The sequence below is a fragment of the Nostoc sp. UIC 10630 genome, from assembly GCF_010747425.1.
Lineage (GTDB): Bacteria > Cyanobacteriota > Cyanobacteriia > Cyanobacteriales > Nostocaceae > Nostoc.
This window is the reverse complement of record NZ_JAAGOG010000033.1, coordinates 20,519-45,636: the sequence shown is the minus strand read 5'-3', so window position 1 is coordinate 45,636 and position 25,118 is coordinate 20,519. Positions and strand designations below refer to the sequence as shown.

Sequence of the window (25,118 nt, the reverse complement as noted above, 5' to 3'; positions counted from 1 at the left end):
ATACAAGTAAGTTGACACAATAAAATCAAACTATGTAAATAAAAATGAACTAGGCTAAAACCCTTATGCCTATTGTCTATTGCCTGATTTCAACGACAATATTACCCGCTTAAAGATGTATAAGTTTGCCCCGGCTTGGGAGAACGAGCAAATAGTATTTGGTGCTGCGCGACCTGGATACACTAACAATAAGGTTCAGGATTGGATAGAATTCATGAAGTGCCAAGATATTAAGCGAGTTTGTTGCCTTCTTCCCAATCAACAGCTAGCTTATTATTCTAATCTTCTGGATAGCTACAAACAGGAATTTGGTAATCAGCTAGTATGTTGGGCACCAATTGTAGATTTCCATCTATCTGATTTAGAAACCCTCACACAAAAAATACTTCCTTTCTTAATAGAAGCAGATAAACAAAATGAGAAAGTCGTTGTACATTGTTCTGGTGGAGTTGGACGTACTGGACATGTATTAGCGGCATGGCTAGTTAGTGTCCGAGGATTATCAAATCAAGCTGCAATCGCTGCTGTCAAGAAAACAGGTAGAAATCCTTATGAAGCTGCATTAGCTGCTGTATTTATAGGTAGAAATCCGTTGAAAGTTGTAAAAGAACTTGAATTGCTTCTAAATGATTGCCGTCTAGCAATACATAAAGTTTTTTGATTTTGCTATCAACCTGTTTAATCAGTCTCTTGGCGAGGTAAATTCTATGGCAATGGTTTTAGATAAAGTAGTTCCTTTTGGGAGATCAATGGATGAATATATAAAAATATTCAATTTAACAGACGCAGATTTAAATAAAAAAATCCTTGGAATTGGGGATGGCCCGGCAAGCTTTAATGCAGAAATGACACGTCAGGGTAAAAGTGTAGTTTCTGTTGATCCACTATACCAATTTTCTGGTGATGAGATATTGCAACGATTTAATGAAGTGGTAGATAACATTATTAGCCAAGTCAAGGCTACATCGAAAGATTGGGTATGGAGCTATCATAAATCTCCAGATGATTTGCGACACAATCGAGTCAAAGTTATTAAAGAATTTCTCTCTGATTATGAAAATGGCAAAAAAAGCAACAGATATATAGTTGATGAATTTCCAAAATTAGAATTTAAAGATCAAGAGTTTGATATAGCCCTGTGTTCACATTTATTGTTTTTATATTCAGACCATCTAGATTACAACTTTCACCTAAATTCTGTAGGCGAGATGCTACGTATTGCTAAAGAAATCAGAATATTTCCCCTGATAACTTTAATGTGGAAACATTCTCAACATTTAGATGAAATAGTAAAATATTACACTTCAATGGGTTACAAGATCGATATTGAAAATGTTGAATATGAGCTACAGCCTGGTGGAAATAAAATGTTGAAGATAACCAGAGATGTTTAGAAAATTTATAATTCATAATTTTCAGTAATTACATTCTGATTACCAAGAAGGATTTTTTTACAAGCGCTCAATGATTGAATAATTTTTAATGCGATCGCACCGATCACTACAATCAGCGTTATTGTGTGGCATTTCTACCAGGAATGGACAACAGTGTCGCTGTTACCAAGTTGCATTCATAGTCAGTATACTTTGCTGCGATGAGCGATACTCTTGCAGAGTCACTTCCTGAACGTTACAACAGATACCCACACTAGTTAATGTTCTACTGAGTAGAATTTGCTGTTGGGAAGTGGGATGAGTTGAAAGGGCTTGTAAATGGTTGATGAACGCCAAGATTTAAAGGTGTTGGAATGTGGTGGAGTGAGTCCGGTTTTAATCATTTATTATATTTACGACTGGCTTGGGTGAATGGACGCTTTTGATAACTTATTTCCAGATTCTACTTTGCCATCCCCTAAGCGCTAGATGCGCCCTAATGCTTTTAGATGAAAAAATCAAGGTATACATAGGTTTCAAAATTATTACTTTTGGATAATTTAATTTCAAATAAATATCCTTATAAAGAATCATATAGGTATTCAATACCTATGTACGTAAGTGAGGTAATTATGTCAATTATAGCCAAACAACAAGAGTTATTTGTGGAGATACCTTCAGACCAACAGCAACATCTGTCTGGAGGACAATTATTTTCAAGAAGGCGACGTAATCGTGATATGCAAGGTAATCGTGATATGCAAGGTAATCCTGATATTAGAATAACCGGGAATCTGACCACTGCTGATGGGGATCAAATTCCCATCCTAGTTTTAGGTTTTAGGCTTGACCAATAGTAAGCCATGACTAGAAATAGCATAGGTAAAGCTTTGGAATTCATATAGGAACAATATTGATATAATTCACTCAATATCAATTATTTTTTGAGAGAATTGTATTAGTCTGTAATGTATGTTTTCCAAAATCATGAAATTAATGAAATGAAAGAGAAAAGTGGAAGCTATCATTAGCATCCACTTTTTTTACTAGGCGATGAGATTGAGTAAAGGGAAATGGGTAATTTTTTACAGATAGACATGAGCTAAATCTGGACTAAAATTAGATATGCAACTCAACGCTTTTTATTAATCTGAGGATATTTAAAAATATAAATCAAATAATTAAAGAAAATTTTGGCAAGGCGATCGCTCTCAAAACCACTAGATGCGATCGCTTTGTTGGTATATGTTTAATATGCTCTGCTTGAGCAACACTAGAATATCAATGTGATATTTCATGAATCGGCTAGCAGATTATACTTGCGATGCTGCTCGTCAGCAAAATCATCAAATGAACGGAATCTACCCGCTTCAAAGTCTTTTAATCCTTGCTGAATACTCTTAATAGTCACTTGCAAGAACATCCTTTATTGCCATGTAGACTGTATTCAGTACTCAAGTATTATTCTTAGGGTTCCCAAACCAGAACAAAGCGTTACATTATGACATGAACAAGATTTATAAAAAGGATACGGTTCGGTTTATTTACCTGATTATCACTTGGCGATGCCCAAGCTGCTTAGAATAGTAGTGATAGAGAGGATTATAATTATGAACGTCGTCATTCCTAATGAAATATTAACCGCAACTCGGATGACTGAAGGCGAAATGAAGCAGGAAATTGCAGTGATGCTCTTTCAAAAAGAAAAGTTAACCCTAGCTCAAGCTAGTCGGTTTGCAGGTATGAATCGTATAGCATTTCAGCATCTACTCGCAAGTCGTCAAATTTCAGTGCATTATGGGGTCGAAGATTTTGACCAAGATATAGAAAACTTGCGGGCGATGGGTAGACTGTGATCATTGTCAGTGATACTTCACCCATTAATAACTTCGCCGCCATTAACCATCTTCATTTACTACAACAGCTTTACGGAACAGTCCTAATTCCTGAAGCTGTCTACCGAGAACTGACTGATCCCAACTTTCCAGTGGCAGGTGCAATTGAAGTTCAAACTTTTATTTGGATTCAAACTTGTCCAGTTCAAGATCGAACATTGGTTGAAGCACTCAGCAATGAACTGGATATTGGTGAAGCTGAAGCCATCGCTTTAGCACTAGAAATGAAAGCAGATCAAGTTTTGATTGATGAACGTCGTGGTCGTATGGTTGCAGCTAGTCTAAATCTTCGTTACACAGGGATTTTAGGAATCTTGGTTGAAGCTAAAAGTCAAAGGCTGATTTCTGCTGTGAAACCTTTGTTAGATGCTTTGATTAACCAAGCAGGATTCTGGGTTGCGGAACCTTTATACAAGAGGGTTTTGCAGCTTGTTGATGAAAATTAAATGCGGCATAGACTCTCTAGCTGGGCAGCAGTAGGCATTCTGAAAATTTTTACCTATTAACCATCCCTAGCAAGTGTTTGCGGTTAATTTGTCAGTGATACTTCCCCTATCAATAACCTCGCCGCCACCCTACTGAGTTTTTTTTTACTCTGATTCAACTTTATGCCAGAAGTCTATTGACTTCTAGTAAATCTATTGAGAAGCTAATAGTTAGATTTACTAATTAATAGAAGTGCATCAAACTTGTGACAATACTGACGGGAAAGATAAATCGATCGCAACCTCCTAGCGAACCAAAACCGCTAATTCTGCAAACTCAGGGACTTACACGCAGTTTTGGAAAGTTAACCGCAGTTAATAACCTGAGCATATCTGTGGAACAGGGCGAAGTATTTGGACTGCTTGGCCCCAATGGTGCAGGGAAAAGTACAGTTCTTAAGATGTTGACAACCTTACTGCCTATCAGTGCAGGGAAAGCAACCTTAGCTGGCTATGATGTGGCTCGTCAACCCAATCCTGTGAGACGGGCTATCGGCTATGTACCCCAGGCGCTCTCTGCTGATGGTAGTCTGACCGGTTACGAAAATCTCTTAATCTTCGCCAAGCTGTATGGAATACCTGCCAAAGGACGCGATCGCCGCATCTATGAAATTCTAGAATACATGGGTTTGCAAGATGCGGCGAAACGCTTGGTACGAAACTACTCTGGTGGGATGATCCGCAAGCTGGAAATTGGCATATCAGTTCTCCATCAACCCCAAATTCTGTTTCTTGATGAGCCGACTGTCGGGCTAGATCCCATCGCTCGAACTCAAGTATGGCAGCTTGTACTACAACTCTGTGCTGATTACGGCACAACTATATTTTTAACAACCCACTTTTTAGAAGAAGCGGATAGCTTATGTAACCGAGTGGCGATTATGCAGCAAGGTGAAGTCGTTACTACAGGTACACCAAGGGACTTAAAAGCTTCTTTAAATAACCCAAATGCAACTTTGGATGATGTCTTTATTCACTATACAGGCGACCAGTTAACATCAGGAGTCAACTACCGTGACACAGCAAGAACCAGACGTACTGCTCAACGGTTGGGTTAAAGCACCACCCACTGTCCGAGTAAATTTGATCTCTGCAATTAAAGAGCTAGTTACGAAAACCCTGGCGATCGCAGAATTAGAAATACGTAAACTCCGCCACGATCCCACTGATTTAGTTGTTCGGGCTGTGCAACCAGCATTATGGCTCCTAATTTTTGGGCAAGTTTTCTCCCGGACTCGCGCGATTCCTACAGGGAACTTACCCTATTTAGACTTTATTTCTGCCGGCATCTTGGCTCAGAGTATTCTGTTCGTGGCAATTTTTAGTGGTGGAATGACGCTAATCTGGGAGCGAGATTTAGGCATTGTCCATAAATTTTTAGCTAGTCCTACGCCTCGCGTGGCGATGGTGTTGGGCAAAGCCCTGGCGTGTGGAGTGAGGTGCTTATCTCAGGTAATATTCATTTACGGATTAGCATTTTTATTAGGTGTCAAACTAAATCTTCATCCCCTAGCTATTCTCCAAGTACTGTTGCTAGTCATACTGGGGGCGGCTTCCTTTTGTATTTTCTCATTAATTATTGGCTGTTTGGTGAAAAGCCGAGAAAGGATGACGGGTATTGGACAATTGTTAACCATGCCGTTATTTTTTGCGAGCAATGCCATCTATCCGATTTCTTTGATGCCCAGTTGGTTAAAGTTCATTTCCCATTTAAATCCGTTGACTTATCTGGTTGACGGGTTACGTAGCACCATGCTGTTGAATGGCACTAGCATCTATGGCTTTGGTCTGGATTGTACAATTCTCTTATTAACATTAATAATTTTGGCCATTCTTGGTGGAAAACTTTATCCACGGGTGGCCATGTAACTAGGAGAACAACAAGCCCATGACCTTGGATAAACCTAATCAAGGTGCAACTTCCGAAGAATGTGCCGCTAGAGTAATGGAAACAGTTCCATTAGTGATGCGGTTTATCCGAGCGGATATGCGTGCCCATAGTGCCGCTTTTTTATCTATACCTCAGTTGCGATCGCTAGCATTTATCAACCGTAATCCTGGTGCTTCATTATCTGATCTGGCAGAGCATTTAGGTGTTACCTCTGCCACGGCATCAGCAACCATAGAACGCTTGGTACAACGCGACTTCGTGAAACGGATTGCTCATCCTCAAGAGCGGCGGCGGGTGCTGCTTAATTTAACTGAAGATGGAAAACACCATCTCAAGCAATCCCAAGATCAAACTCGCGCTCATATTACCGACTTGCTGAAAGGTCTTTCAGAAGACCAAATTTCCAATATTGAAGAAGGCTTAACTCTACTAAAAAATGTCTTCGAGAAAACAGAACTCAAAGCCCCATAACTTTGAGGTTGCACAACACGATCCCTTTGCAGCCTTTAAGTTTCGAGACTATCGGCTATTTACCATTGGACGGCTGGTGCTGTTTGTGGGGTCGCAAATGCAAACTGTAGCGATTGGCTGGGAACTCTATGAGCGGACTAACTCAGCGATCGCTTTAGGTGGTGTAGGACTGGCGCAAGTTCTACCAATGATTATTCTCACCTTAATTGCCGGAGATGTTGCCGATCGCCGCGATCGCAAAGTAACCATGTTACTCTCGGTAATGCTGCTAGCTCTCTGCTCCCTAGCTTTAGCAGTACTTTCCTATACTCAAGGTGCAATTTTCCTAATTTACGCCTGCTTAGTATTAACAGGTGTAGCGAGGGCATTCCTCAAACCTGCCAGTGATGCTCTAATGTGGCAATTAATACCTGTCAGTGCGTTTACTAATGCAGCCACCTGGAATAGTAGTAGCTTTCAGTTAGCCGCAGTCATCGGCCCAGCCTTGGGGGGATTTGGGATTGCGCTACTAGGAAGTGCTACAGGGGTTTATGTGTTAGCAGCGATCGCAGCTTTACTGTGTTTTATTTTAACGCTGGCGATCAAACAGCAAAAAAGTATTCGCTCAACCGAACCAATTTCATTTAAAGCACTTGCAGCTGGTGCTAAATTTGTTTGGCAGAATCAGTTGATTTTAGCAGCGATTACATTAGATATGTTTGCAGTATTGTTGGGTGGTGCGATCGCATTGTTACCCATCTTTGCCAAAGATATTTTACACGTGGGGCCAGTGGAGTTGGGATATCTACAAGCAGCCCACTCCATCGGTGCTTTGACTATGGCCATTACTCTGGCGTATTTACCGCCGTTACGCAAAGCAGGCCCGGCCTTATTGTGGTCAGTGGTTGGCTTTGGGGTTGTCACAATTATCTTTGGACTTTCCCGTTCCTTTTGGCTGTCTATGTTAATGCTGATTCTTGGTGGCGCACTGGATAGTATTAGCGTTGTGATTCGCCATACATTGGTTCAAATCAGAACACCCGATCATTTGCGTGGTCGAGTTGCTGCTATTAATAGCGTGTTTATTAGTGCCTCCAATGAGTTGGGGGGCTTTGAGTCCGGCTTGACTGCTGCTTTATTTGGCCCGGTGATTTCCGTTGTGGGTGGTGGAATTGGCACAATTGTGGTGGTAATTGCTACGGCAATGATTTGGCCAGGAATTCGTAAGTTAGGAGCTTTGCAAGAGTATAAATAGAAATACTTATCTATTTTTCATAGATAATATTTGTCCCACCGCAGCAAAAGATAAGAATCACAATCTCGTAGCTTTTGCATAGAGTGGGATTTTTGTTTAGCGAAAGTTGCAGCTTGCGTAATTAAAAGATAGAAAAACTCAAATTTTTGAGATTATATCTAACTTCAATTTGCCCTAAAAGTTATAGAATTGCTACTAAAAAATTGGGAAACTTCCCCCGCCCGCATTAGCACCAAAATTTGGGATAATGCCATCAGTTGGAATACCAAAACTACCCAAATTAAAGCCGCCTTCACTTGGAATACCAAAATTACCCAAATTAAAGCCGCCCTCACTTGGAATGCCAAAGCTACCCAAATTAAAGTTGCCATCAGTTGGAATACCATACTCAGCAAGGTCGAAGCTAGCAGCCGTTGGTATGCCGAATGCTCCTCCAGGTGCAAACGGATCGCTGAGGTTGCCAGGATAAAGACTATCCAAGGCGTTAACAGGAAAGGAATTTGCATCAAATGCCATGAGAGTCAATCCTCCTATTAGTAGATAAATTTTGTGTAATCAAGAAATACTAAGGAAGCATAATTAAGCTTTCTTAGTAACTTTTGTTTTGTTTTTTTAATTGCTAATCTTGATATTTTTGGAATGTATTGTATAGTGGTTTCATAAAATTTACTTTCCAAAAAACCTTTAATTAACGCTAGTTACTTGAAAAAATATATAAAAATTAAGTTATTTTTACAATGAAAAATCTTTAGATGCTTATGTCAAATATTTAGATACTTTTTCTACTGCAATTTGCAGGTTAAACTTATTTAAATTGGTATGCATGAGACTTGACAAATTGTCCCTACACATCTTTTTAAACGAACCGTATACTAGGTTAACAAATCCCTCTAGATGGTCATATCCCAATACGCTTAGGTTGAACGTTCGCGTAGCGTTCCGTAGGGAAGTGAAACCCAACAATGAACGCTTGTCTTGGGTTACGTTCCTCAAACACCACTTGCTACCCTGCGGGAACGCTAAGAGCGTAGCTTCGGGAAACCCACCCAACGCAGTGGCTCCCCAACCTACACAGGTTAAGGTTTTTATGTTTTCAATTTCTCTTATTTTCCTTTTCCTTATCTTCTCTACGAGACGCTACGCGAATGCGTTCTTTGTGGTTCGTTCCTTTAACGCTCAAAACTAAGTTGACAGACCAGTGATTTATCTTTAATTTTTAATTTTTTGACGGTGGTTAGCAGCTTGTAGTAAAAGAGATTCAGCAAAAGCGATCGCATCACTTGCAGATTTACCACCAGCTAACTGCGCTAATTCTTCCCGGCGACTGGTTAAATTATCCAAGGTCGTAACTCTAACAACGGTACGCTGTTCAGCGTTCTCATTGTTAGCTTTTTTACCTTTGCCTTGATTGATAGTTTGCTTATCGACGCGAAAATGCTGATCGGCCATTGCCGCAACTAAAGGCTGGTGGGTAACACATAATACCTGATTGCGTTGACTTAGCTGGTGTAATTTTTCCGCGATCGCTTGGGCGACTCTTCCCGAAACCCCGACATCAATTTCATCAAAAACCATTGTCCCAGCCACATCAACCTGAGAAAAACAAGCTTTCAGCGCTAGTAAAAAGCGGCTCATTTCCCCGCCAGAGGCAACTTCCGTTAAAGGTTGCAGTGGTTCTCCAGGGTTAGAACTAAATGTAAAGGTTATTTTATCTGCTCCCATAACAGTGGGGAAAGCAGGTACTATCTCAACCAGAAACTTCACCTTTTCCATCGCTAAAGGCTTGAGTTCAGCTACTAAACGTGATTCTAAATTAGCAGCCGCCTTACTCCGCAATTGAGTTAACTGATTACTTGCTTGGGTAAGTTTCTCAAAACACGCCTTTTCTTGCTGTTCTAGACTTTCGATAGATTGTTCGCTGTCGTTAAGTTGGGCTAATTCTGCTTGGATACGTTGGTAATAAGCGATCGCTTCTGTAAGTGTCGGCCCATATTTGCGGCAAATTTGCTTTAATTCCTGAATCCGTTCTTCCACCTCTTCCAAGCGCTGCGGATCGGCTTCCAAACCATCCCCATAAGCATTAATTTGCCTTCCCACTTCCATTACCGCAGCTTGCGCGTCCCTAACCAACTCCAACAGATGTTGTAGTTGGGTATCGTATTCCACCATGTCATTTAATATCGCCTCACTATCTCCCAGTAAATCTCCTGCGGCTGGGGTTTCATGATCGTTTTGATACAAAGCTTGATAAACCTTGTAACTCATCTGTTGCAAATCGACGACATGATTCAGACGTTCCCGTTCTTGTCCCAACTGTTCCAATTCATTAGGTTCGCTAAGATTAGCTGCTCCCAGTTCTTGCACTTGATAAGTGAGCAAGTCGAGTTGTTGCAACCGTTCCCGTTCTGATGTCCGGCGTTTTTCTAGAGCTAAATGCGCCTGTTGGTAAGTACTGAAGCTCGTGGCGACTTTATGACGCTGTTGCATTAGAGAATCACCGCCATACAAATCTAACCAGTCGCGGACTTGTGCAGATTGTCCCACTTGTACAGTTTGACCTTGGGCGGTGATTTCCACCAAGCGATCGCGTATTCCTGCCATGATTTGCCGATTTACCAACACACCATTCACCCGCGATCGACTGCGGATATTAGTAGCAGTGGCTGTGATTTCTCGGCTAATAACTACGGAGTTTTCATCAAGCAAATCTATTTCTTGTTCAGTCAACCAAGCGGCTAGGGGGGCATTTGAGGTAAAAGTTGCTTCTACCATCGCTCGACTTGTCCCTGTGCGAATGACTCGACTAGAGACTTTACCGCCTAAAGCGGCATCAATGGCATCCAAAATAATCGATTTTCCAGCGCCGGTTTCACCTGTCAGCACATTTAGTCCCGCGCCAAATTCCAATTCCAGTTGGTCAATTAAGGCAAAGTTTTCAATTCGCAGGCAAAGCAACATCAAGCCAAATTCTCCATAAGGGCAGATGCCGGGTACTTCTAATTTACAGGACAATAAGTATGATTTTCCAGCAACTAGCAATACCTAATACTATTGAACTAGTATGCCCGTTTAAGTGTAGCAAACCTTTGAGTAATGGGTAATCGATAATGGGTAATAGAAAAAATTAGTTGAACCCTGCTAATTTCTAATCCTCAATGCCCCATTTCTAATTCCCAATTCGTAAAGATATTGTTACAATACTTAATGTGATCGTTCTGACTGGTGGCCTTTTTCATGATTGTTAAGACACTTCCCCCTAGTTCCCGACCGATTCAGGAGGACAGTCGCAACGGCACAGATAGCCGAGGTGAACTGGACGTTATAGATATAGTGCCAGAAGAAAATGGTACACCGAGCTTAGTTGTGCGTTCGCCAAGACTCTTAGCAGCCCAAAAGATCAGGACAACAGCCGAACCTGAGACGCTTTACGATCCCGCGAGCATAGCGGAGCATTATCAAAATAGACCCCTGCAAGTTTTACGGCGGATTTTCGCCGTGTTGGGGCCGACTTTATCCTTTGCTTTTGGGTTGTGGTCGGATAGTAAACGGGGAATTGTCGTCAAAAATGACCGCCGCCGAGCTACTCAGCTTCGAGTATTGCTGACTCAACTGGGGCCTGCTTACATCAAAATTGGACAAGCTTTGTCCACTAGACCGGATCTCGTTCCTACCGTATATCTAGAAGAATTAACTAAGCTACAAGACCAATTACCACCTTTTCCTAACGAACTTGCTTACCAGTTTATCAAAGAAGAACTAGGCGCACCTCCAGAAGAGGTTTACGCCGAACTCTCGGCCCAGCCAATTGCTGCGGCTTCCTTGGGACAAGTATATAAAGGTAAGCTAAAAACTGGTGAAGAAGTTGCTGTAAAAGTCCAACGCCCCGACTTAAGAGAGCGGATCACCATTGACTTGTATATCTTGCGTAACATCGCCGCCTGGGTACAGAAAACATTCAAACGGGTAAGAAGTGATTTAGTTGGGATTCTCGATGAATTAGGCGATCGCATCTTTGAAGAGATGGACTATATTCACGAGGGTGAAAATGCTGAAAGATTTTTCGAGTTATACGGTCATATAAAAGACATCTACGTACCAAAAATTTACTGGGAATATACCAATCGTCGCGTTTTGACGATGGAATGGATTAATGGTATTAAATTAACCCAGACAGAAGAAATTAGTGCCCAAGGTATAGATGCTCGTTATCTCATTGAAGTGGGTGTCCAGTGTTCCTTGCGCCAGTTGCTAGAACATGGATTTTTCCACGCCGATCCCCACCCTGGTAATTTATTAGCAACACCAGATGGCAAATTGGCTTATCTCGACTTCGGAATGATGAGCGAAATTAAGCCACCACAGCGTTATGGTTTAATTGAAGCGATCGTCCACGTCGTCAACCGTGACTTTGAAGGATTAGCAAAAGACTACGTTAAATTAGACTTCTTATCGCCAGAAACCGATTTAACACCAATTATCCCAGCTTTTGCCAGAGTCTTTGCTGATGCCCAAGGAGCCAGCGTTGCTGACCTTAACATTAAAAGCATCACCGATGAACTATCGGCTTTGATGTATGAGTATCCTTTCCGCGTACCGCCCTACTACGCCTTAATTATTCGTTCCCTTGTTACTCTCGAAGGGATTGCAATATTTATAGATCCCAACTTTAAAGTCCTAAGCGAAGCTTATCCCTACGTTTCTAAACGTCTGTTAACAGACCAAGCACCGCAATTAAGAGCATCATTGCAAGATTTGCTATTTAAAGATGGCAGATTTCGCTGGAATCGCTTAGAGAACTTGTTACGTAATGCACGTAACAGTCAAGACTACGACTTCAATTTAGTGCTGAATCAGGGAATAGAATTTCTGTCATCTGAACGTGGTGCTTTCATCCTTGACAAGCTAGTAGATGAATCTGTCAATGGACTCGATGCTTTAAGTAAAAACGTTTTGCATAACTTCACCTCCCTATTACGGGAACGAGTTGGATTGACAGCAGTTAATGAAACTCCAGCAGCGACAGTTGAGCAACAACAAACCTTAGAGCATATCAAACATATATTAGGTATTCTCCGAGAAACACGAGGCTTTGACCCACTGCAACTTGCGACTCAAATTTCTCAGTTATTGGTAAATTCCGATGTACAACGTTTAGGTCAACAAATTGCCAACCGCTTCACGCAAAAAGCTGTAGCTAGATTGATTCGGCAATTATTGGCATCGTAGTAAGAGTTATGAGTTAAAAAATTCCTTTAACTCATAATTCATCAACATTCATAACTATATAACCAAACTCTTCCAGCTTTTCTAAAACCCTAGTTGCACTTTCGCAAACGGTTTCTTGGTTAGTTTTGCATTCAACTTCAGAACGAAGTGCAATACTGCTCAGTTAAGGCTTTTTCGATTTTATCAAAACTAAGTTCTACTTCATGAGTATTGCTGCCCAAAACAATAGCATCAATGGATTCGTAGAAAGCACCATAACCGTAGTCTTCCTCTTCTATGTCAAGGATTGATAGCCAATCAATTCCGCCATCGCTGTGAGCAATGTAGCCATCCAAACTAGCTGCAATATAGAGCGTAACTTTCGTCATTTTACTTTCAATTAGTTACGTTTTTTGATTGTGCGATTTAAACCGACCTGCAATAAATTCTCGCTTAGATAAATGTTTTGTATTGCGTTTGGTAACTCGCTTTCGCCACATCTGAAAACTAGATTCTTTCATTTCACGCCTCATTAAGGCAATTACCTCTTTTTCCAGCAGTCCAAACTGAGCCTCAATCGCATCAAAAGATGTTCTATCTTCCCATGCCATCTCAATGATGCGATTTATAGTTTCTGGATCGAGGTTAGGTAGCTTCATTTCTTTTCTGACAATTGATAAATTCGAGCTATATATATTTTAGTTTTCGTTTTGAAGAACCGTTGTGTCTGCTGCTGCACCCAGTTGTAGACCATAGAGGTTGGCGTATACACCTTGCCAATTGATGAGTTCGGCGTGAGTACCTTGCTCTACAATTTGTCCCTGCTGAATTACTAATACCTGATCTGCCTGAGTAACTGTGCTGAGGCGGTGGGCAATTACGAAACTGGTACGACCTTGCAGCAAACGAGCGATCGCACTTTGGACTAGCGCTTCTGTGCGCGTGTCAATGCTGCTGGTGGCTTCATCAAGAATCAGAATTCGTGGGTTAATTAATACCGCACGAGCAATACTGATCAGTTGTCGTTGTCCCTGGCTCAGGGGCGCTCCTCGTTCACCCAATTGGGTTGTATAGCCTTGTGGGAGTGAGGTAATGAACTCATGTACATTTGCCAGTTGTGCAGCCGCTTCGATGTCAGCTTGGGTCGTATGAGGAGCGCCAAAGGCAATGTTTTCGGCGACAGTACCACTGAACAGAATATTATCTTGTAAAACTATGCCAATTTGACGGCGCAGACTTGCTTGGGTAACACTACGCACATCAATATCATCAATTTTTACTGCACCACCAGATACATCGTAGAAGCGCAAAATCAAGTTAATAATTGTACTTTTTCCCGAACCGGTCGGCCCGACTAATGCAATCATCTGCCCTGGATAGGCGTGCAAATTCACCCCTTTAAGAACCAATTGATCTGGGTTATAGCCAAACTTGACATTCTCAAATCTCACTTCCCCCTGAATCGGCGGCATTTCTGTCGCATCGGGTGCATCTTTGAGTTCTGATGGTTCATCTAGTAATAGAAAGATTCGCTCTAACCCGGCGAAGGCAGATTGAGCTTGGGTGTAAAACTGGCTGAGAATCTGGATCGGGCGGAAGAACTGCTGGACGTAAAGTAAAAACGATGTCACCACACCCACTGTTACAGCCCCAGTGACGGCAAGATAGCCACCATAAGCCAGTACACCTGCGGTTGCAAGTGTATTGAGAAAATCGATGGAGGGCAAAAAGGCCGAAGTAATTGCTACAGCTTCGACGTTGGCATCACGATTAGCAGCGTTAAGAACGTCAAATTGGGCGATGTTTGTCTGTACCCGATTAAATGCCTGTGCTTCTCTGACACTGCCAATATCTTCTTCCAACTTGGCGGAAAGCTCCCCAATCGTCTGTCGGGTAACGCGAAACCTGGCTCTTGCCCAACGTGCAAACAAACTTGTGGTAAAAATCATCAGTGGCACAACCAGGTTGCTCAATAAGCCAAGTTGCAGGTTGATTGAGAGCATCGCAATGATGATACCGACTAAACTGAAAATGTTGCCCAGCATTTGGGCGATCGTCAGTCCAAATGCCTGATTGACAGTATTGACATCATTCAGCAGACGGCTCATTAAATCGCCCGCTTCGCTGCGATCGAAAAAGCTGAGGGGCAGACTTTGGATTTTGAGAAAAATATCTTGCCTCAGTTGAGCCAGCAATCGCTGCATAATCCAGCCGACTCGAATAATTTGACCCCGGATTGCTAAAATGCCAAGTCCGTAGTTTAGGGCTAGTAGACCTAATAACAGTAGGAGTCCCTGTAAATTACCTTTTTCAATTAGGCGATCAATTGACCAACCGAGGAAAAATGGCCCAATTGCCTGGGTTACAGCACCAATAAATACTAATGTCAGGGCGATGGGAATTTCTTTGCGATAAAGTAGCAGGTATTGCAAAAAGCGCCGCAGGGTAGAAAGTTGCTTACTCGCCTGCTCAGATGCAACAACGGGAATAGTGCCTCTCATAGCAATTTTAGATTTTAAATTTTGGATTTTGGACTTCGACTTCTCTTTGAGACGCTACGCGTTAGCGAAGCTTTCGCTTTAGCGATACGCTCAGTCGAATGGTTTTGGATTACAAGGTTGTTATAAAAATCTCAAGCAATACTATTTATCTTAGTTTTGTATCATTTTTTTCTTTCGTCTTTACCTGAGATTCCAAAATTGCACCGTAGAGGGGGCTGGTTTCCATCAATTCTTCGTGAGTGCCTTGAGCGACTAATCGACCTTTATCCATGAGAAAAATCCGATCGGCATTCTTGACAGTGCTAATGCGTTGAGCTACTACAAAAGTTGTACAAGCTTTTTGGCGCATTAAGCCATCTAGTTCGGCTTGAATATGGGCGGCAGTTTTGGCATCCACGGCTGAGGTGCTATCGTCCAAAATCAGAATGCTGTAATCGGTTAGTAAGGTTCGAGCGATCGCAATTCTTTGTTTTTGTCCACCAGATAAGCCTACGCCCCGTTCACCCACAATCGTCTCGTAGCCATCGGGTAAACTGATAATAAAATCGTGCATTTGGGCGGTTTTTGCAACCTCAATCACTTGCTCTAGGGTTGCATCGGGTTTAGCGTAGGCAATATTTTCCCGGATTGTGCCAGAGAAAAGGGTGGTTTCCTGAAATACAATGCCAATTCGCGATCGCAGGCTTTTGAGCGTGAAATCTTTGACATCTCGTCCGTCAATGCGAACTGCTCCCCCTGTGACATCATAAAAACGGGCAAGCAGGTTCATAATTGTGCTTTTCCCGGAACCAGTCATTCCGAGAACGGCGATTAGCTCTTTGGGCCTTGTTTCAAAGGAAACTTCTTTGAGAGTTTCAGTGGTGGCTCCCGGATAGCGAAAGGAAACATTTTCAAAGGTGATTCTACCAACGCAGGTGTCAAATGGGACAGCACCGGGGCGATCGCGAATTTCTACTTCTGCATCGACAACTTCATAGACTCGTTCAGCAGAAGCGGCTGATTGAGCGATCGCAGGTGCAGCAAATCCAATCAACAAAATTGGTTGGAGAATCAACGCTAGGTAAGAGTTAAAAGCTACCAATTCGCCAATAGAAAATCTACGCCCAATTACCTGCGCTCCCCCATAGCCGAAAACTGCCAGTGTGACAAAGTTACTCAGCAAAAAGATAAACGGGAAGGTATTATGGATGGCACTAATGGTCTTCATGTTTGCCCTAACTAGACCATCATTTAGGGTTGTGTAACGCGACCTTTCGGCTGATTCCCGGACAAAGGCTTTCACTACCCGTATTCCTAACAAGTTCTCTTGCAATACAGCATTGAGGTTGCTTAATTGCTCTTGTACTTGCCGAAAAAGTTTGTTATTTCGACCGACAAATCTTGCCATCAACCATGCTGATATGGGCACTGCTGTTAGGGTGATCAGTGCTAGTTCCCAGTTCATCACCAGCAAAATTACTGCAATAGTTACCAGTGTGACAATTCCACCAATGACCTGAATTAAGCTAGTGCCAACAAAAGTACGGATCTGCTCAATGTCGCTGGTGACACGGGTTAAGAGTTGGGAAGTCTGCGCCTGGTCATGATAGCTGAAACTGAGATTTTGAATTTTGCTGAAAATCTTGTTCCGCAGGTCATAAGCTACACCCTGAGAGGCTGCTTCTGCTAAATAGCTTTGTCCAAAATTAAATAAACCACGAGCGATCGCGGCGAGTACCATCCAGGCGGCGCTGTACAGCACAACTTGGAGGTTTTTTTGGATAATACCCTGATCGATTCCCCATCTAAATAGTTGTGGGGTAACGGCATTTGCGATCGTCAACAGTAACAGGCTGACCAATGCTCCTAGCGAAGTCCATCGGTAACTGCTTAAACTTTTCAGCACACGCTGCATTGACTGTATCGACGAAGTTTCCTGGAGTTTTGGTTGCTGAACCACTAGAATTCACCCCTCTATCTTTGGAAAATTATCTCGCACTTTGATTGTAAAAAAACAACTGGTCAATGGGGAATATGGGATCTATTTATGATGAAAAGTTTAAATTTCGGTTCAAATTTGGGGACAACGGCATGGGAAGATACATCTTTGGCAAGCATTGCGGCTAATCCATTTAAATACCGAAGAAAACCAAAGAACAAGAATAATGGCTCAAAATTTTCATGACAATTCCCAAGTTTCCTCAGAGATGTCAACTGCTATCAGTCGCACAGCAAAGCCAAGTTCTGAGTTCTACTCTATTTTTTCGGAAGAAGAAATTTTAGGAATCATTTTTGCTTTAGAAATCAGACGAGAAATCCCATTAAAGTATTCTTATAAAGGTAGAGGTGCAAAAATTTGGGATGATTTTTATCAAAAATATGTCATTCCTAGATGGTATCGAACATCCAATGTAGAAATTGAGCTTTTAAAAAATAACTTTAAATATTTTAATGACAACATTAAAAGTGGTAATAAAATCAACATAGTAGATGTTGGTGCAGGAAATTCCTATCCAGTTAAAGACTTTATTCAAAGACTTAATAAATTGGATAAGGTTAATAAATATGTTGCCTTGGATATTAGTGAAGAATTGCTGATTTTATCAAAGAAGAATTTTAAAAAATGGTTTCCCAAAGTCGAATTTGTCAGTTCCACAATTGATATTGAAAATAATTGTGTCCCAAAAACCTTATTTCAAAATAATCCTGATCTTGAAATTGACAATACAGCAAAAATATTTTTACACTTAGGTGTTACTATTGGAAACCATCAAAATAGAGATAAGGTATTCAAAAACTTTAGAGAGAGCATGAGCAAAAATGATTTCTTAGTATTTACTAATGAAATTGGCTCTAACTCTAAATGGGATGGAAACGTCAGAGGTGGTTGTAAGTATCATGTAGAAGAAATATATGGATGGGTTAAAAATAAGATTGGGATTGAATCTGAAGATTGCGAATTAGTGAGAAAGTATGATTTAAAAACCGATAGTATAGTTGCTAACATGAAATTTAATCATGATTACACGATAAATTTCAGTCAGATGGGGATAGATAAAAAAATTAAAATCTCTGAAGGTGAAGAAATTACTATTTGGCGACATCATAAATATGAAATACCTAAACTGTTGCAAGAATTAGAACGTTCTGGATTGCAACTTATTCAATATAGTACTGACAAATATAAATCACATATCATGGTAATTTGTAAGGTTGTTAGTAACTAACTTTTTCAATTATACTTTGCGGTGTATAGAACACCGACTTCTCGAAGAAGTCGGTGTTCTAACTTTTCATCAATGATTTAGGACTGCTATAGATACGATTATGGTAGATGAAGTCAAATATTTCTGATGATACTAAAAAATCAGTTTGACTTACTTGATTGGAGCAATCAAATATACATCAAACGTGGTCTAGGTTGAGGAACTGAACGCCCTAAATCCTTAGCCGTTTCTATCCATTGCTGCATAACTAATTCTACATTATGCAGAGCTTCTTGATAAGTATCACCGTCAGCAGCACAGCCTGATAATTCTGGTACTTCAGCAATAAAGGCTTGATCTAATTCACTCCAGTAGATAATAATTTCATACCGAAACATCATTTTTACTTCCTAGCTTATACTTGAGAATCACTGCCCGAACTTGTTTAATTTGATAGCTTTTAGCTTTGCCTTTTTTATGTTGCAGGTTCAATATTTCTTCAACATCGGCTTTGAAAAAAATACGATGATCGCCACGAATACGTTCTTCAAAGCCTAGTGTATATAAGAGTTGCCACAGTTGGGCGAAAGGGATGTCTGTATCAGAAGTCCCAGAGAGAATTTTGTCTAAGAGTTTGTCTTGCTGACTCACGTTTTTCTGACTGCTTTAATGTTTCTATAGTCTCATATTTATTTAAAATCGGGAAATACAAAAGCAAATCTTTCTTTTTGCCCTTTGACTTGTATACCGCTCCACTGATTTACTTTCTTGAAGGAAATCCTAACTATTTGGATGTCACAGATGCTTGATTTAAAGAGATGTTTTGCACTGAGTTTAGGGTTGTTACCTCATTTTTGACTATTGTGAAGGTACATCATTTTGCTTGATAGTCATAGCTTGGTTATTTTTCTACAATGCGATCGCTTGTTTATAAAATAGAGAAATGCGGTCGTATGCCAGACACAACAAAAGGTATACCTCGGCAAAGACGGTGTATTAAACCTAACCTATAACCCTTATACCCAAATTTACAAGTGATATAGGTAACTACAGAGGTCAAATTGTAAAGATTGCTCATATCATAATGCTGAGGTATAAATCCATCTCAGTCAAGGTTGAATATTGAGTAAGAAATATTACGCGAATATGAAGAACCGAATTCTAGGTGCAGCCGCATTTTTAACCACGATTAGTTTGACAACAAGCGTACAAGCAGCAAATTCTGAACATATTAGCCAATTATTGGCAACTAAGCAATGTCAAAACTGTGATTTGACTAATGCAGGTTTAGTAATGGCTGACTTATCTGGAGCTAATTTGAGCGGAGCTAATCTCACAGGTGCTAACCTTAGCCGTGCAAACTTGAGTGGCGCAGATTTACGGGGTGCAAACTTGAGTGGCGCTAGTTTATTTGGTGTTAACCTGAGCGAAGCTAAATTTAGCGGGGCAAATTTGGCGGGTGCTGATTTGAGAAATACTTATCTAGCAAACGCAGAAATGAAGGGTGCTTACTTAAATGGTGCTAACTTCCAAGGTGCAGTTGGTATACCATCACAAATTGCTTCACCAGAAGAATTTTATGCTTTAGGTATAGCGGAAGGTCAAAAAGGCAACCAACAGCAAGCAATCAGTTATTTTAATCAAGCGATCGCTATTAAACCAGAATATGCTGGTGCTTATTTAGCTCGTGGTGTCGCCCGTTACCAAATACTAGATAGACAAGGTGCATTCCAAGATGCCCAAATTGCTGAAAAATTGTTTACATCCCAAAATAATGGCCTTGGAACACAAACAGCCCAAGCCTTTATTAAAGAACTGCAAACACCTGTAAATGATAAGGTAAGCCCTGGTAAACCCAGTTTCGTTGACTTTTTGGGAAGCCTTGGCTCAGTCTTGCTCCAGTTCTTCCCTTTCTGAGTGCTTTCTTTTTGAGGAGGAGAGTTGAAAGAATTCATAGCCAGTAAAGGTATTGTAATAAAAGCGATTACTGGATAAAACAAAAAATTTATATGACCTCAGTTTCTCCTCACAAAAAAGCCAAAGCCTTAAAACCTACTAGCCGCCGCCCTGCTAAAGAACTTTGTAGCGAGTGCGGACTATGCGATACATACTATATTCACTATGTCAAGGAAGCCTGCGCTTTTATTAATCAGCAAATAGGCGAACTTGAAGCAGAAACCCACACGCGATCGCGCCATCTCGACAACCCTGATGAGCTATACTTTGGTGTCCACCAAGACATGATGGCGGCGCGGAAACAGCAGCCCATCGAAGGCGCACAATGGACGGGTATTGTTAGCAGCATTGCCATTGAAATGCTCAATCGTGGCTTAGTTGAAGGTGTCGTCTGTGTGCAAAACACCAAAGAAGACCGCTTTCAACCCATGCCCATCATCGCCCGAACTCCAGAAGAAATACTAGCAGCGCGGGTAAATAAACCAACGCTTTCCCCTAACCTTTCCGTATTGGAACAGATCGAAAAATCGGGGATGAAGCGGCTGTTGGTAATTGGTGTTGGTTGCCAAATCCAGGCATTACGAGCCGTAGAAAAACAACTGGGTTTAGAAAAACTGTATGTTTTGGGTACACCCTGCGTAGATAATGTTAACCGCGCGGGATTGCAAAAATTCTTAGAAACCACTAGCCGTTCGCCAGAAACAGTTGTGCATTACGAATTCATGCAAGACTTCCGGGTTCACTTCAAACATGAGGATGGCTCATCAGAAACAGTGCCTTTCTTTGGTTTGAAGACCAACAAACTCAAAGATGTCTTTGCCCCATCGTGTATGAGTTGCTTTGATTACGTCAACTCCCTAGCTGATTTAGTTGTTGGCTACATGGGCGCACCCTTCGGCTGGCAATGGATTGTCGTTAGAAATGACACTGGTAAGGAAATGCTGGATTTGGTGCAAGACCAGTTAGACACCCAACCAGTTACGTCTAAAGGCGATCGCAAGGAAGCTGTACAGCAAAGTATTCCCGCTTACGATAAAGGCGTTACCCTCCCCATGTGGGCAGCTAAACTCATGGGTGTGGTTATCGAAAAAATCGGTCCCAAAGGTTTGGAATATGCGCGGTTTTCCATTGATTCTCACTTTACTCGCAATTATTTATATGTAAAGCGAAATCATCCAGAGAAATTAGAAGCGCACGTTCCAGAGTTTGCCAAGCGTATTGTTGATCAATATAAGTTACCAGAATAAAAATTGGGAATTGGGAATTGGGCATTGCTTATTCCCCATTCCCCATTCCCCGCTCAGTTATAACTACTAGCTTGACGAGTAAACATTAAGTGATACTGTCCCCCTAGTGCAATGAGTTCGTCATGAGTGCCTACCTCGATAATTTGACCGTGTTCTAGGACTACTACTCGGTCTGCTAGTTTTGCTAAGGCGAGGCGATAACGGTTATTCTCCCCATTGCTAGAGTACGCAAAATGTTGTAAATCTCATGTTCTGTTTTAGGGTCAAGGTTTGCTGTTGGTTCATCAAGTATGAGTAATTCGGCTGGAGACAGTCGCAACAAAGCACGAGCGATGCCTACGGCGGGCTACGCCTACGCGCAGAGAAGTATATACGAAGCTATTGATGTTAGCGATCGCATCACTTACCAAATTTACCAGCAGTGAACCTGCAAGACTTGAGAGTAGCAGGGGTTGGGAAAGTATCAAGGCGATCGCATTCTGCGTTGTTCCCGTACTCAATAAACGGGTAATTTCATCAATGATCGTCTTGTTGAGCCAAATAGCGATCGCTGGGCCTGCACCACCCAGTAATGTCAAAATTGCCACATAGCGTAGCTCCTTTGGAACTACTTGCATCACCGTCGTCACACTCCGGCGAAATGCTTGGAATGGAGAAATTTCAATTATTTGCATATATTTTAAAGTAGCAAATAATAGCAAAGTTCTCAGACCAACATTGTGATCTCAGTTTCAATCAGTAGTGAGCGATAACACTGTTATCAAGCTAATAGCAGACATGAGCCTAGACGTAGCCCAATCCAGGCATCTGCACAGGTGAGTGAGAAAAAATTGTGATAATTGAGCGATAATTTTCCGAAATTGATAATCTAAGTTTGGTAGTAATTACCAGAACACTGATTTATAAATAACTTCTATAAGTAGCCTTGGGGAAATATGACCCCACAAAAACCTGGTTTTCATGACCGGGTTTTTTGGCATTGCGAAATATGTAAATGATGTGGGAATCTACCTAAGATTTTAACCGCCTTCTAAGGGGAAGGATGGGATAATATTAGTTTTTTTGTACTGGTTGCGTAAATTAACAACAATCAAAAGCGAAACCCTGCTTCAAGCTGATTGCGATCTAATCATCCACACCAAAATACTTAAGATTTGCTCTACTGGCGGAATTAAATATTCAGTTAAATCAATAGTAACTGTGCTGTCCTCCAGCTTGATGAATGTCCACAGATTGCCACTAGTAACACTACCGTAGATAGTAGCAATAGGTTTTTCGTATTTGGTATTGAACCTTTGGGCGGCGATCATTTCTGCGATACACTGCCCCAAACCACCTTTAAGATTTTCCTTTTTAGCTTCTACAATTACTACTGCTGGAGCTTCAATAAATAATTGTTCTGGGGAAATGCTAATCATAAAGTCGCAAAATCCAGCCAGTCCAACTTCTGGTTCAACGTTAAATTCTTCTCCCGAAAAAAAACTGATTTGTCTGTTGAGAATTTTCCTGACTTCAAACAAGATTGGGCTGATAATCAATTCTGATCTAGCTTTCTCAGAACCCATTGCAATTGCTAGCTGGATACTTTCTGCTAAAAATTCAGCTAATAGAGGACTAGGTGAAATTGGTTCTATAGAAGGTAAAAATCGCCCACCTTCTACTAAGGTGAGATTAAAGTCTTGTTTTACTTTTCGTAAAGAAAACTCTCTATAGGACATCAGGTGTCTCCTAGTATTCCATCAAGCCAACAATACTTGGTAACACAGATTTTTATTTCTCTCTTTTCCTTCTTCTTTCTCTGCGAGACGCTGCGCGAATGCGCTCTTTGCGTCTATGCGGTTCGTTACTTTACCCCTCTTTGCACTGCGAAGAGGGGTAAAGGGTGAAGTTAGGCCGGATAAATCCGCAATCTTCTATTTGGTTCTTCGCCAAAACTATGCGACTTGAGGCGATAATGTTCTACCAACTCATGTTGCATTTTGCGAACTTGCGGAGAACGCGGTAATAACTCAACTGGCTGTCCTTTAGGAATCACAATTTGCTCAACAGCAAGTCTAGCTTCTTCCAAGGCATCCATCTCATCATCGCTACCACTGTGCAAAAACAGTTGCAGTTCGAGGTCATCGGTCATTTCTGGGTCGTCCATGTTCAGCAACCGCCGCAAGCCACGGGTAATTTGCGGAATGGTGCTGGACTTAATCATGTGGATGGGGACATGACGGGCTTTGGCCATTTGGCGTAATTTGGCGTGGTTTTTGACGTGCGATCGCAGTGCTAAAATTGCATCTGCACTATCTATATCTTTTGTCAATACCACGGGTAAAGTTAGCACGCTAATTACCTGTTCTAGTTGATGGCGGCTAACGCCATAAGGGTAAACGTGCAGTGGCAAATCTTCACCATTTGGCCCTGGCACTCTTGTCGCAGCATCTAAATCGATGCTCTCAGAATAATTGAAGGATTCATCCAGCAATCGATCAAACTCACTACGCCCAGTCACCCGTTCTACAGGCAATTGTGGCAGTGCAACCATTTGTCCCGAAGAACGCCAGCCATTAGACGGTCGTGCCGGTGGGAAAGATTCTTCCACTGTCCCTAACTGTCCACCGCGACCGTTGACAACAGCTAACTGCCTTGTCACCGCAACTTTGCCGTGGTCATCAACGGTTCTCGTTTGTGGGGTAGCCTGACGACCCCGCAGCAGATTATCTACTGTGTCAGCAACACTTTCGTGTACTACCCAGCGTTGGCGTTCCAACATTTCCACAGCAATTTCAAAGGTAGGAGGGGCTTTACGCTCCAAAACAGTCTTTTGAGAGCCTCGCCGTCTGGCTTCGTCATCTCCCAAAGTCACAGCTTGGATACCCCCAACTAAATCAGCCAGGGTAGGGTTTTTAATCAGATTTTCGATCTGATTCCCGTGGGCAGTACCTACCAACTGTACGCCCCGTTCAGCAATAGTACGAGCCGCTAAAGCTTCCAGTTCCGTGCCAATTTCATCAATGACAATGACTTCTGGCATGTGGTTTTCCACTGCCTCAATCATCACCTGATGCTGTTGTTCTGGATGAGCCACTTGCATCCGCCGAGCGCGACCAATGGCGGGGTGGGCAACATCACCATCTCCAGCTATTTCGTTGGAGGTGTCAATAATCACCACTCGCTTATGCAGATCGTCTGCCAAAACACGGGCAATTTCCCGTAAGGCGGTAGTTTTGCCCACACCTGGACGACCGAGCATGAGAATCGATTTACCAGTTTCTACCAAATCGCGGATCATGCCAATGGTTCCGAATACCGCCCGACCAACGCGACAGGTCAAGCCAATAATCTTACCAGTACGGTTACGGATCGCACTGATCCGATGCAAAGTTTGCTCAATTCCTGCTCGATTATCTCCACCAAAAATTCCGACTCGTTGAATGCAATCATCTATCTGTTCTTGAGTAACGGGTATTTCGCTCAGATACTCAGCTTGATTAGGAAAGCGAGCCTCTGGGCGACGACCCAAATCCAAGACCACTTCTACTAAAATATCTCGTTTGGGATGACTCTCTAGTACTTGTTGCAGGTCTTGGGGCAAAATGTCTAATAACTTTTGGAGATCGTCTGTAATCGTCATGCTTTCTATGGTGACGGAAACAACAGTAAATCAGATACTTTCAGCTTCTAACT

Annotated in this window: 25 protein-coding genes and 1 pseudogene; 14 read left to right on the top strand and 12 right to left on the bottom strand. The window is 41.8% G+C overall.

The genetic code is table 11. From position 1 onward, the window contains the following. Positions 1 to 115 precede the first annotated feature (115 nt). The 10 genes and pseudogenes from G1O98_RS11145 to G1O98_RS11100 all read left to right on the top strand — a co-directional run bounded on the left by G1O98_RS11145 (position 116) and on the right by G1O98_RS11100 (position 7,349). Entirely contained in the window at positions 116 to 661 is a 546-nt protein-coding gene (locus tag G1O98_RS11145; RefSeq protein ID WP_163928877.1) for a dual specificity protein phosphatase family protein, read from the top strand. Positions 662 to 707: 46 nt separating this feature from the next. Beyond that, positions 708 to 1,394, top strand: coding sequence for an SAM-dependent methyltransferase (locus G1O98_RS11140; RefSeq protein ID WP_163928875.1), 687 nt, complete (start codon positions 708 to 710; stop codon positions 1,392 to 1,394). 295 nt (positions 1,395 to 1,689) lie between these two features. After that, positions 1,690 to 1,862 (top strand): annotated as a pseudogene (locus G1O98_RS11135) (ISKra4 family transposase); the annotation flags it as partial. Between the two features lie 143 nt (positions 1,863 to 2,005). After that, a complete protein-coding gene (locus G1O98_RS11130; RefSeq protein WP_163928873.1) occupies positions 2,006 to 2,230 on the top strand; it encodes a hypothetical protein in 225 nt (74 codons plus the stop codon). Positions 2,231 to 2,983: 753 nt separating this feature from the next. After that, positions 2,984 to 3,229 carry a UPF0175 family protein gene (locus G1O98_RS11125; protein ID WP_163928872.1) on the top strand — a complete coding sequence of 82 codons (246 nt, stop codon included), beginning with the start codon at positions 2,984 to 2,986 and terminating at the stop codon, positions 3,227 to 3,229. Continuing rightward, positions 3,226 to 3,714 carry a DUF3368 domain-containing protein gene (locus G1O98_RS11120; RefSeq protein ID WP_163928870.1) on the top strand — a complete coding sequence of 163 codons (489 nt, stop codon included), beginning with the start codon at positions 3,226 to 3,228 and terminating at the stop codon, positions 3,712 to 3,714. The genes G1O98_RS11125 and G1O98_RS11120 overlap by 4 nt, the downstream gene beginning before the upstream one ends. A gap of 245 nt (positions 3,715 to 3,959) precedes the next feature. Next, positions 3,960 to 4,811 carry an ATP-binding cassette domain-containing protein gene (locus G1O98_RS11115; RefSeq protein ID WP_163928868.1) on the top strand — a complete coding sequence of 284 codons (852 nt, stop codon included), beginning with the start codon at positions 3,960 to 3,962 and terminating at the stop codon, positions 4,809 to 4,811. Further along, positions 4,768 to 5,622 carry an ABC transporter permease gene (locus tag G1O98_RS11110; RefSeq protein WP_163928866.1) on the top strand — a complete coding sequence of 285 codons (855 nt, stop codon included), beginning with the start codon at positions 4,768 to 4,770 and terminating at the stop codon, positions 5,620 to 5,622. Before G1O98_RS11115 ends, G1O98_RS11110 begins: the two co-directional genes overlap by 44 nt. Before the next feature lie 19 nt (positions 5,623 to 5,641). Further along, positions 5,642 to 6,115: a MarR family transcriptional regulator gene (locus G1O98_RS11105; protein WP_012410989.1), complete on the top strand. Its 474-nt coding sequence runs from the start codon at positions 5,642 to 5,644 to the stop codon at positions 6,113 to 6,115. Then, positions 6,081 to 7,349: an MFS transporter gene (locus G1O98_RS11100; protein ID WP_163928865.1), complete on the top strand. Its 1,269-nt coding sequence runs from the start codon at positions 6,081 to 6,083 to the stop codon at positions 7,347 to 7,349. The genes G1O98_RS11105 and G1O98_RS11100 overlap by 35 nt, the downstream gene beginning before the upstream one ends. A 195-nt stretch (positions 7,350 to 7,544) precedes the next feature. Here the strand turns inward: G1O98_RS11100 and G1O98_RS11095 are convergent, their stop codons facing one another. After that, positions 7,545 to 7,865: a hypothetical protein gene (locus G1O98_RS11095; RefSeq protein ID WP_163928863.1), complete on the bottom strand. Its 321-nt coding sequence runs from the start codon at positions 7,863 to 7,865 to the stop codon at positions 7,545 to 7,547. A 693-nt stretch (positions 7,866 to 8,558) separates the two neighbouring features. Beyond that, on the bottom strand, positions 8,559 to 10,307 hold the full coding sequence (gene recN, locus G1O98_RS11090; protein ID WP_163928885.1) for a DNA repair protein RecN: 1,749 nt from the start codon (positions 10,305 to 10,307) through the stop codon (positions 8,559 to 8,561). Between the two features lie 276 nt (positions 10,308 to 10,583). On the opposite strand from recN, the gene G1O98_RS11085 reads away from it, so the two are divergent. Next, positions 10,584 to 12,575 carry an AarF/ABC1/UbiB kinase family protein gene (locus G1O98_RS11085; RefSeq protein ID WP_163928861.1) on the top strand — a complete coding sequence of 664 codons (1,992 nt, stop codon included), beginning with the start codon at positions 10,584 to 10,586 and terminating at the stop codon, positions 12,573 to 12,575. Between the two features lie 137 nt (positions 12,576 to 12,712). On the opposite strand, the gene G1O98_RS11080 is transcribed toward G1O98_RS11085, so the two are convergent. From G1O98_RS11080 to G1O98_RS11065, 4 genes are all read right to left on the bottom strand, one after another. After that, positions 12,713 to 12,943 (bottom strand): hypothetical protein, encoded by a 231-nt coding sequence (locus G1O98_RS11080; protein ID WP_243458403.1) that lies wholly within the window; start codon positions 12,941 to 12,943, stop codon positions 12,713 to 12,715. Between the two features lie 15 nt (positions 12,944 to 12,958). After that, positions 12,959 to 13,213 carry a TIGR03643 family protein gene (locus G1O98_RS11075; protein WP_163928860.1) on the bottom strand — a complete coding sequence of 85 codons (255 nt, stop codon included), beginning with the start codon at positions 13,211 to 13,213 and terminating at the stop codon, positions 12,959 to 12,961. Between the two features lie 39 nt (positions 13,214 to 13,252). Further along, positions 13,253 to 15,055: an ABC transporter ATP-binding protein gene (locus G1O98_RS11070; protein WP_163928859.1), complete on the bottom strand. Its 1,803-nt coding sequence runs from the start codon at positions 15,053 to 15,055 to the stop codon at positions 13,253 to 13,255. A 145-nt stretch (positions 15,056 to 15,200) separates the two neighbouring features. After that, positions 15,201 to 16,994 carry an ABC transporter ATP-binding protein gene (locus G1O98_RS11065; protein WP_163928857.1) on the bottom strand — a complete coding sequence of 598 codons (1,794 nt, stop codon included), beginning with the start codon at positions 16,992 to 16,994 and terminating at the stop codon, positions 15,201 to 15,203. Positions 16,995 to 17,199: 205 nt separating this feature from the next. Here G1O98_RS11065 and G1O98_RS11060 point away from each other — a divergent pair, with 205 nt between their 5' ends. Next, the gene (locus tag G1O98_RS11060) at positions 17,200 to 18,261 is read left to right on the top strand and encodes an L-histidine N(alpha)-methyltransferase (protein ID WP_175586624.1); all 1,062 of its coding nucleotides are present in this window, start codon (positions 17,200 to 17,202) and stop codon (positions 18,259 to 18,261) included. A 167-nt stretch (positions 18,262 to 18,428) separates the two neighbouring features. Here the strand turns inward: G1O98_RS11060 and G1O98_RS11055 are convergent, their stop codons facing one another. Both G1O98_RS11055 and G1O98_RS11050 read right to left on the bottom strand, forming a co-directional pair. Then, positions 18,429 to 18,641 carry a type II toxin-antitoxin system HicB family antitoxin gene (locus tag G1O98_RS11055; protein ID WP_163928855.1) on the bottom strand — a complete coding sequence of 71 codons (213 nt, stop codon included), beginning with the start codon at positions 18,639 to 18,641 and terminating at the stop codon, positions 18,429 to 18,431. Beyond that, entirely contained in the window at positions 18,625 to 18,891 is a 267-nt protein-coding gene (locus G1O98_RS11050) for a type II toxin-antitoxin system HicA family toxin (protein WP_163928853.1), read from the bottom strand. Before G1O98_RS11050 ends, G1O98_RS11055 begins: the two co-directional genes overlap by 17 nt. Positions 18,892 to 19,386: 495 nt before the next feature. Between G1O98_RS11050 and G1O98_RS11045 the strand changes: the two genes are divergently transcribed. Beyond that, the gene (locus G1O98_RS11045; protein WP_163928852.1) at positions 19,387 to 20,157 is read left to right on the top strand and encodes a pentapeptide repeat-containing protein; all 771 of its coding nucleotides are present in this window, start codon (positions 19,387 to 19,389) and stop codon (positions 20,155 to 20,157) included. Between the two features lie 92 nt (positions 20,158 to 20,249). Further along, positions 20,250 to 21,443, top strand: coding sequence for a Coenzyme F420 hydrogenase/dehydrogenase, beta subunit C-terminal domain (locus tag G1O98_RS11040; RefSeq protein ID WP_163928850.1), 1,194 nt, complete (start codon positions 20,250 to 20,252; stop codon positions 21,441 to 21,443). 184 nt (positions 21,444 to 21,627) lie between these two features. On the opposite strand, the gene G1O98_RS39850 is transcribed toward G1O98_RS11040, so the two are convergent. From G1O98_RS39850 to G1O98_RS11025, 4 genes are all read right to left on the bottom strand, one after another. After that, entirely contained in the window at positions 21,628 to 21,762 is a 135-nt protein-coding gene (locus G1O98_RS39850) for a hypothetical protein (RefSeq protein WP_345940544.1), read from the bottom strand. Continuing rightward, on the bottom strand, positions 21,728 to 22,117 hold the full coding sequence (locus G1O98_RS39255) for a hypothetical protein (RefSeq protein ID WP_202985789.1): 390 nt from the start codon (positions 22,115 to 22,117) through the stop codon (positions 21,728 to 21,730). Before G1O98_RS39255 ends, G1O98_RS39850 begins: the two co-directional genes overlap by 35 nt. 435 nt (positions 22,118 to 22,552) lie before the next feature. Next, entirely contained in the window at positions 22,553 to 23,161 is a 609-nt protein-coding gene (locus tag G1O98_RS11030; RefSeq protein WP_163928848.1) for a hypothetical protein, read from the bottom strand. A gap of 170 nt (positions 23,162 to 23,331) precedes the next feature. Continuing rightward, positions 23,332 to 25,065, bottom strand: coding sequence for a R3H domain-containing nucleic acid-binding protein (locus G1O98_RS11025; protein WP_163928846.1), 1,734 nt, complete (start codon positions 25,063 to 25,065; stop codon positions 23,332 to 23,334). Between the last annotated feature and the right edge of the window lie 53 nt (positions 25,066 to 25,118).

What these genes read in the sequence shown, in the direction of transcription:
- G1O98_RS11145 (WP_163928877.1), top strand. Translation starts at nt 116, where the DNA reads ATGTATAAGTTTGCCCCGGCTTGGGAGAACGAGCAAATAGTATTTGGT.
- G1O98_RS11140 (WP_163928875.1), top strand. Translation starts at nt 708, where the DNA reads ATGGCAATGGTTTTAGATAAAGTAGTTCCTTTTGGGAGATCAATGGAT.
- G1O98_RS11130 (WP_163928873.1), top strand. Translation starts at nt 2,006, where the DNA reads ATGTCAATTATAGCCAAACAACAAGAGTTATTTGTGGAGATACCTTCA.
- G1O98_RS11125 (WP_163928872.1), top strand. Translation starts at nt 2,984, where the DNA reads ATGAACGTCGTCATTCCTAATGAAATATTAACCGCAACTCGGATGACT.
- G1O98_RS11105 (WP_012410989.1), top strand. Translation starts at nt 5,642, where the DNA reads ATGACCTTGGATAAACCTAATCAAGGTGCAACTTCCGAAGAATGTGCC.
- G1O98_RS11100 (WP_163928865.1), top strand. Translation starts at nt 6,081, where the DNA reads ATGTCTTCGAGAAAACAGAACTCAAAGCCCCATAACTTTGAGGTTGCA.
- G1O98_RS11095 (WP_163928863.1), bottom strand. Translation starts at nt 7,865, where the DNA reads ATGGCATTTGATGCAAATTCCTTTCCTGTTAACGCCTTGGATAGTCTT.
- recN (WP_163928885.1), bottom strand. Translation starts at nt 10,307, where the DNA reads ATGTTGCTTTGCCTGCGAATTGAAAACTTTGCCTTAATTGACCAACTG.
- G1O98_RS11085 (WP_163928861.1), top strand. Translation starts at nt 10,584, where the DNA reads ATGATTGTTAAGACACTTCCCCCTAGTTCCCGACCGATTCAGGAGGAC.
- G1O98_RS11080 (WP_243458403.1), bottom strand. Translation starts at nt 12,943, where the DNA reads ATGACGAAAGTTACGCTCTATATTGCAGCTAGTTTGGATGGCTACATT.
- G1O98_RS11075 (WP_163928860.1), bottom strand. Translation starts at nt 13,213, where the DNA reads ATGAAGCTACCTAACCTCGATCCAGAAACTATAAATCGCATCATTGAG.
- G1O98_RS11070 (WP_163928859.1), bottom strand. Translation starts at nt 15,055, where the DNA reads ATGAGAGGCACTATTCCCGTTGTTGCATCTGAGCAGGCGAGTAAGCAA.
- G1O98_RS11060 (WP_175586624.1), top strand. Translation starts at nt 17,200, where the DNA reads ATGGCTCAAAATTTTCATGACAATTCCCAAGTTTCCTCAGAGATGTCA.
- G1O98_RS11055 (WP_163928855.1), bottom strand. Translation starts at nt 18,641, where the DNA reads ATGATGTTTCGGTATGAAATTATTATCTACTGGAGTGAATTAGATCAA.
- G1O98_RS11045 (WP_163928852.1), top strand. Translation starts at nt 19,387, where the DNA reads ATGAAGAACCGAATTCTAGGTGCAGCCGCATTTTTAACCACGATTAGT.
- G1O98_RS11040 (WP_163928850.1), top strand. Translation starts at nt 20,250, where the DNA reads ATGACCTCAGTTTCTCCTCACAAAAAAGCCAAAGCCTTAAAACCTACT.
- G1O98_RS39255 (WP_202985789.1), bottom strand. Translation starts at nt 22,117, where the DNA reads ATGCAAATAATTGAAATTTCTCCATTCCAAGCATTTCGCCGGAGTGTG.
- G1O98_RS11030 (WP_163928848.1), bottom strand. Translation starts at nt 23,161, where the DNA reads ATGTCCTATAGAGAGTTTTCTTTACGAAAAGTAAAACAAGACTTTAAT.
- G1O98_RS11025 (WP_163928846.1), bottom strand. Translation starts at nt 25,065, where the DNA reads ATGACGATTACAGACGATCTCCAAAAGTTATTAGACATTTTGCCCCAA.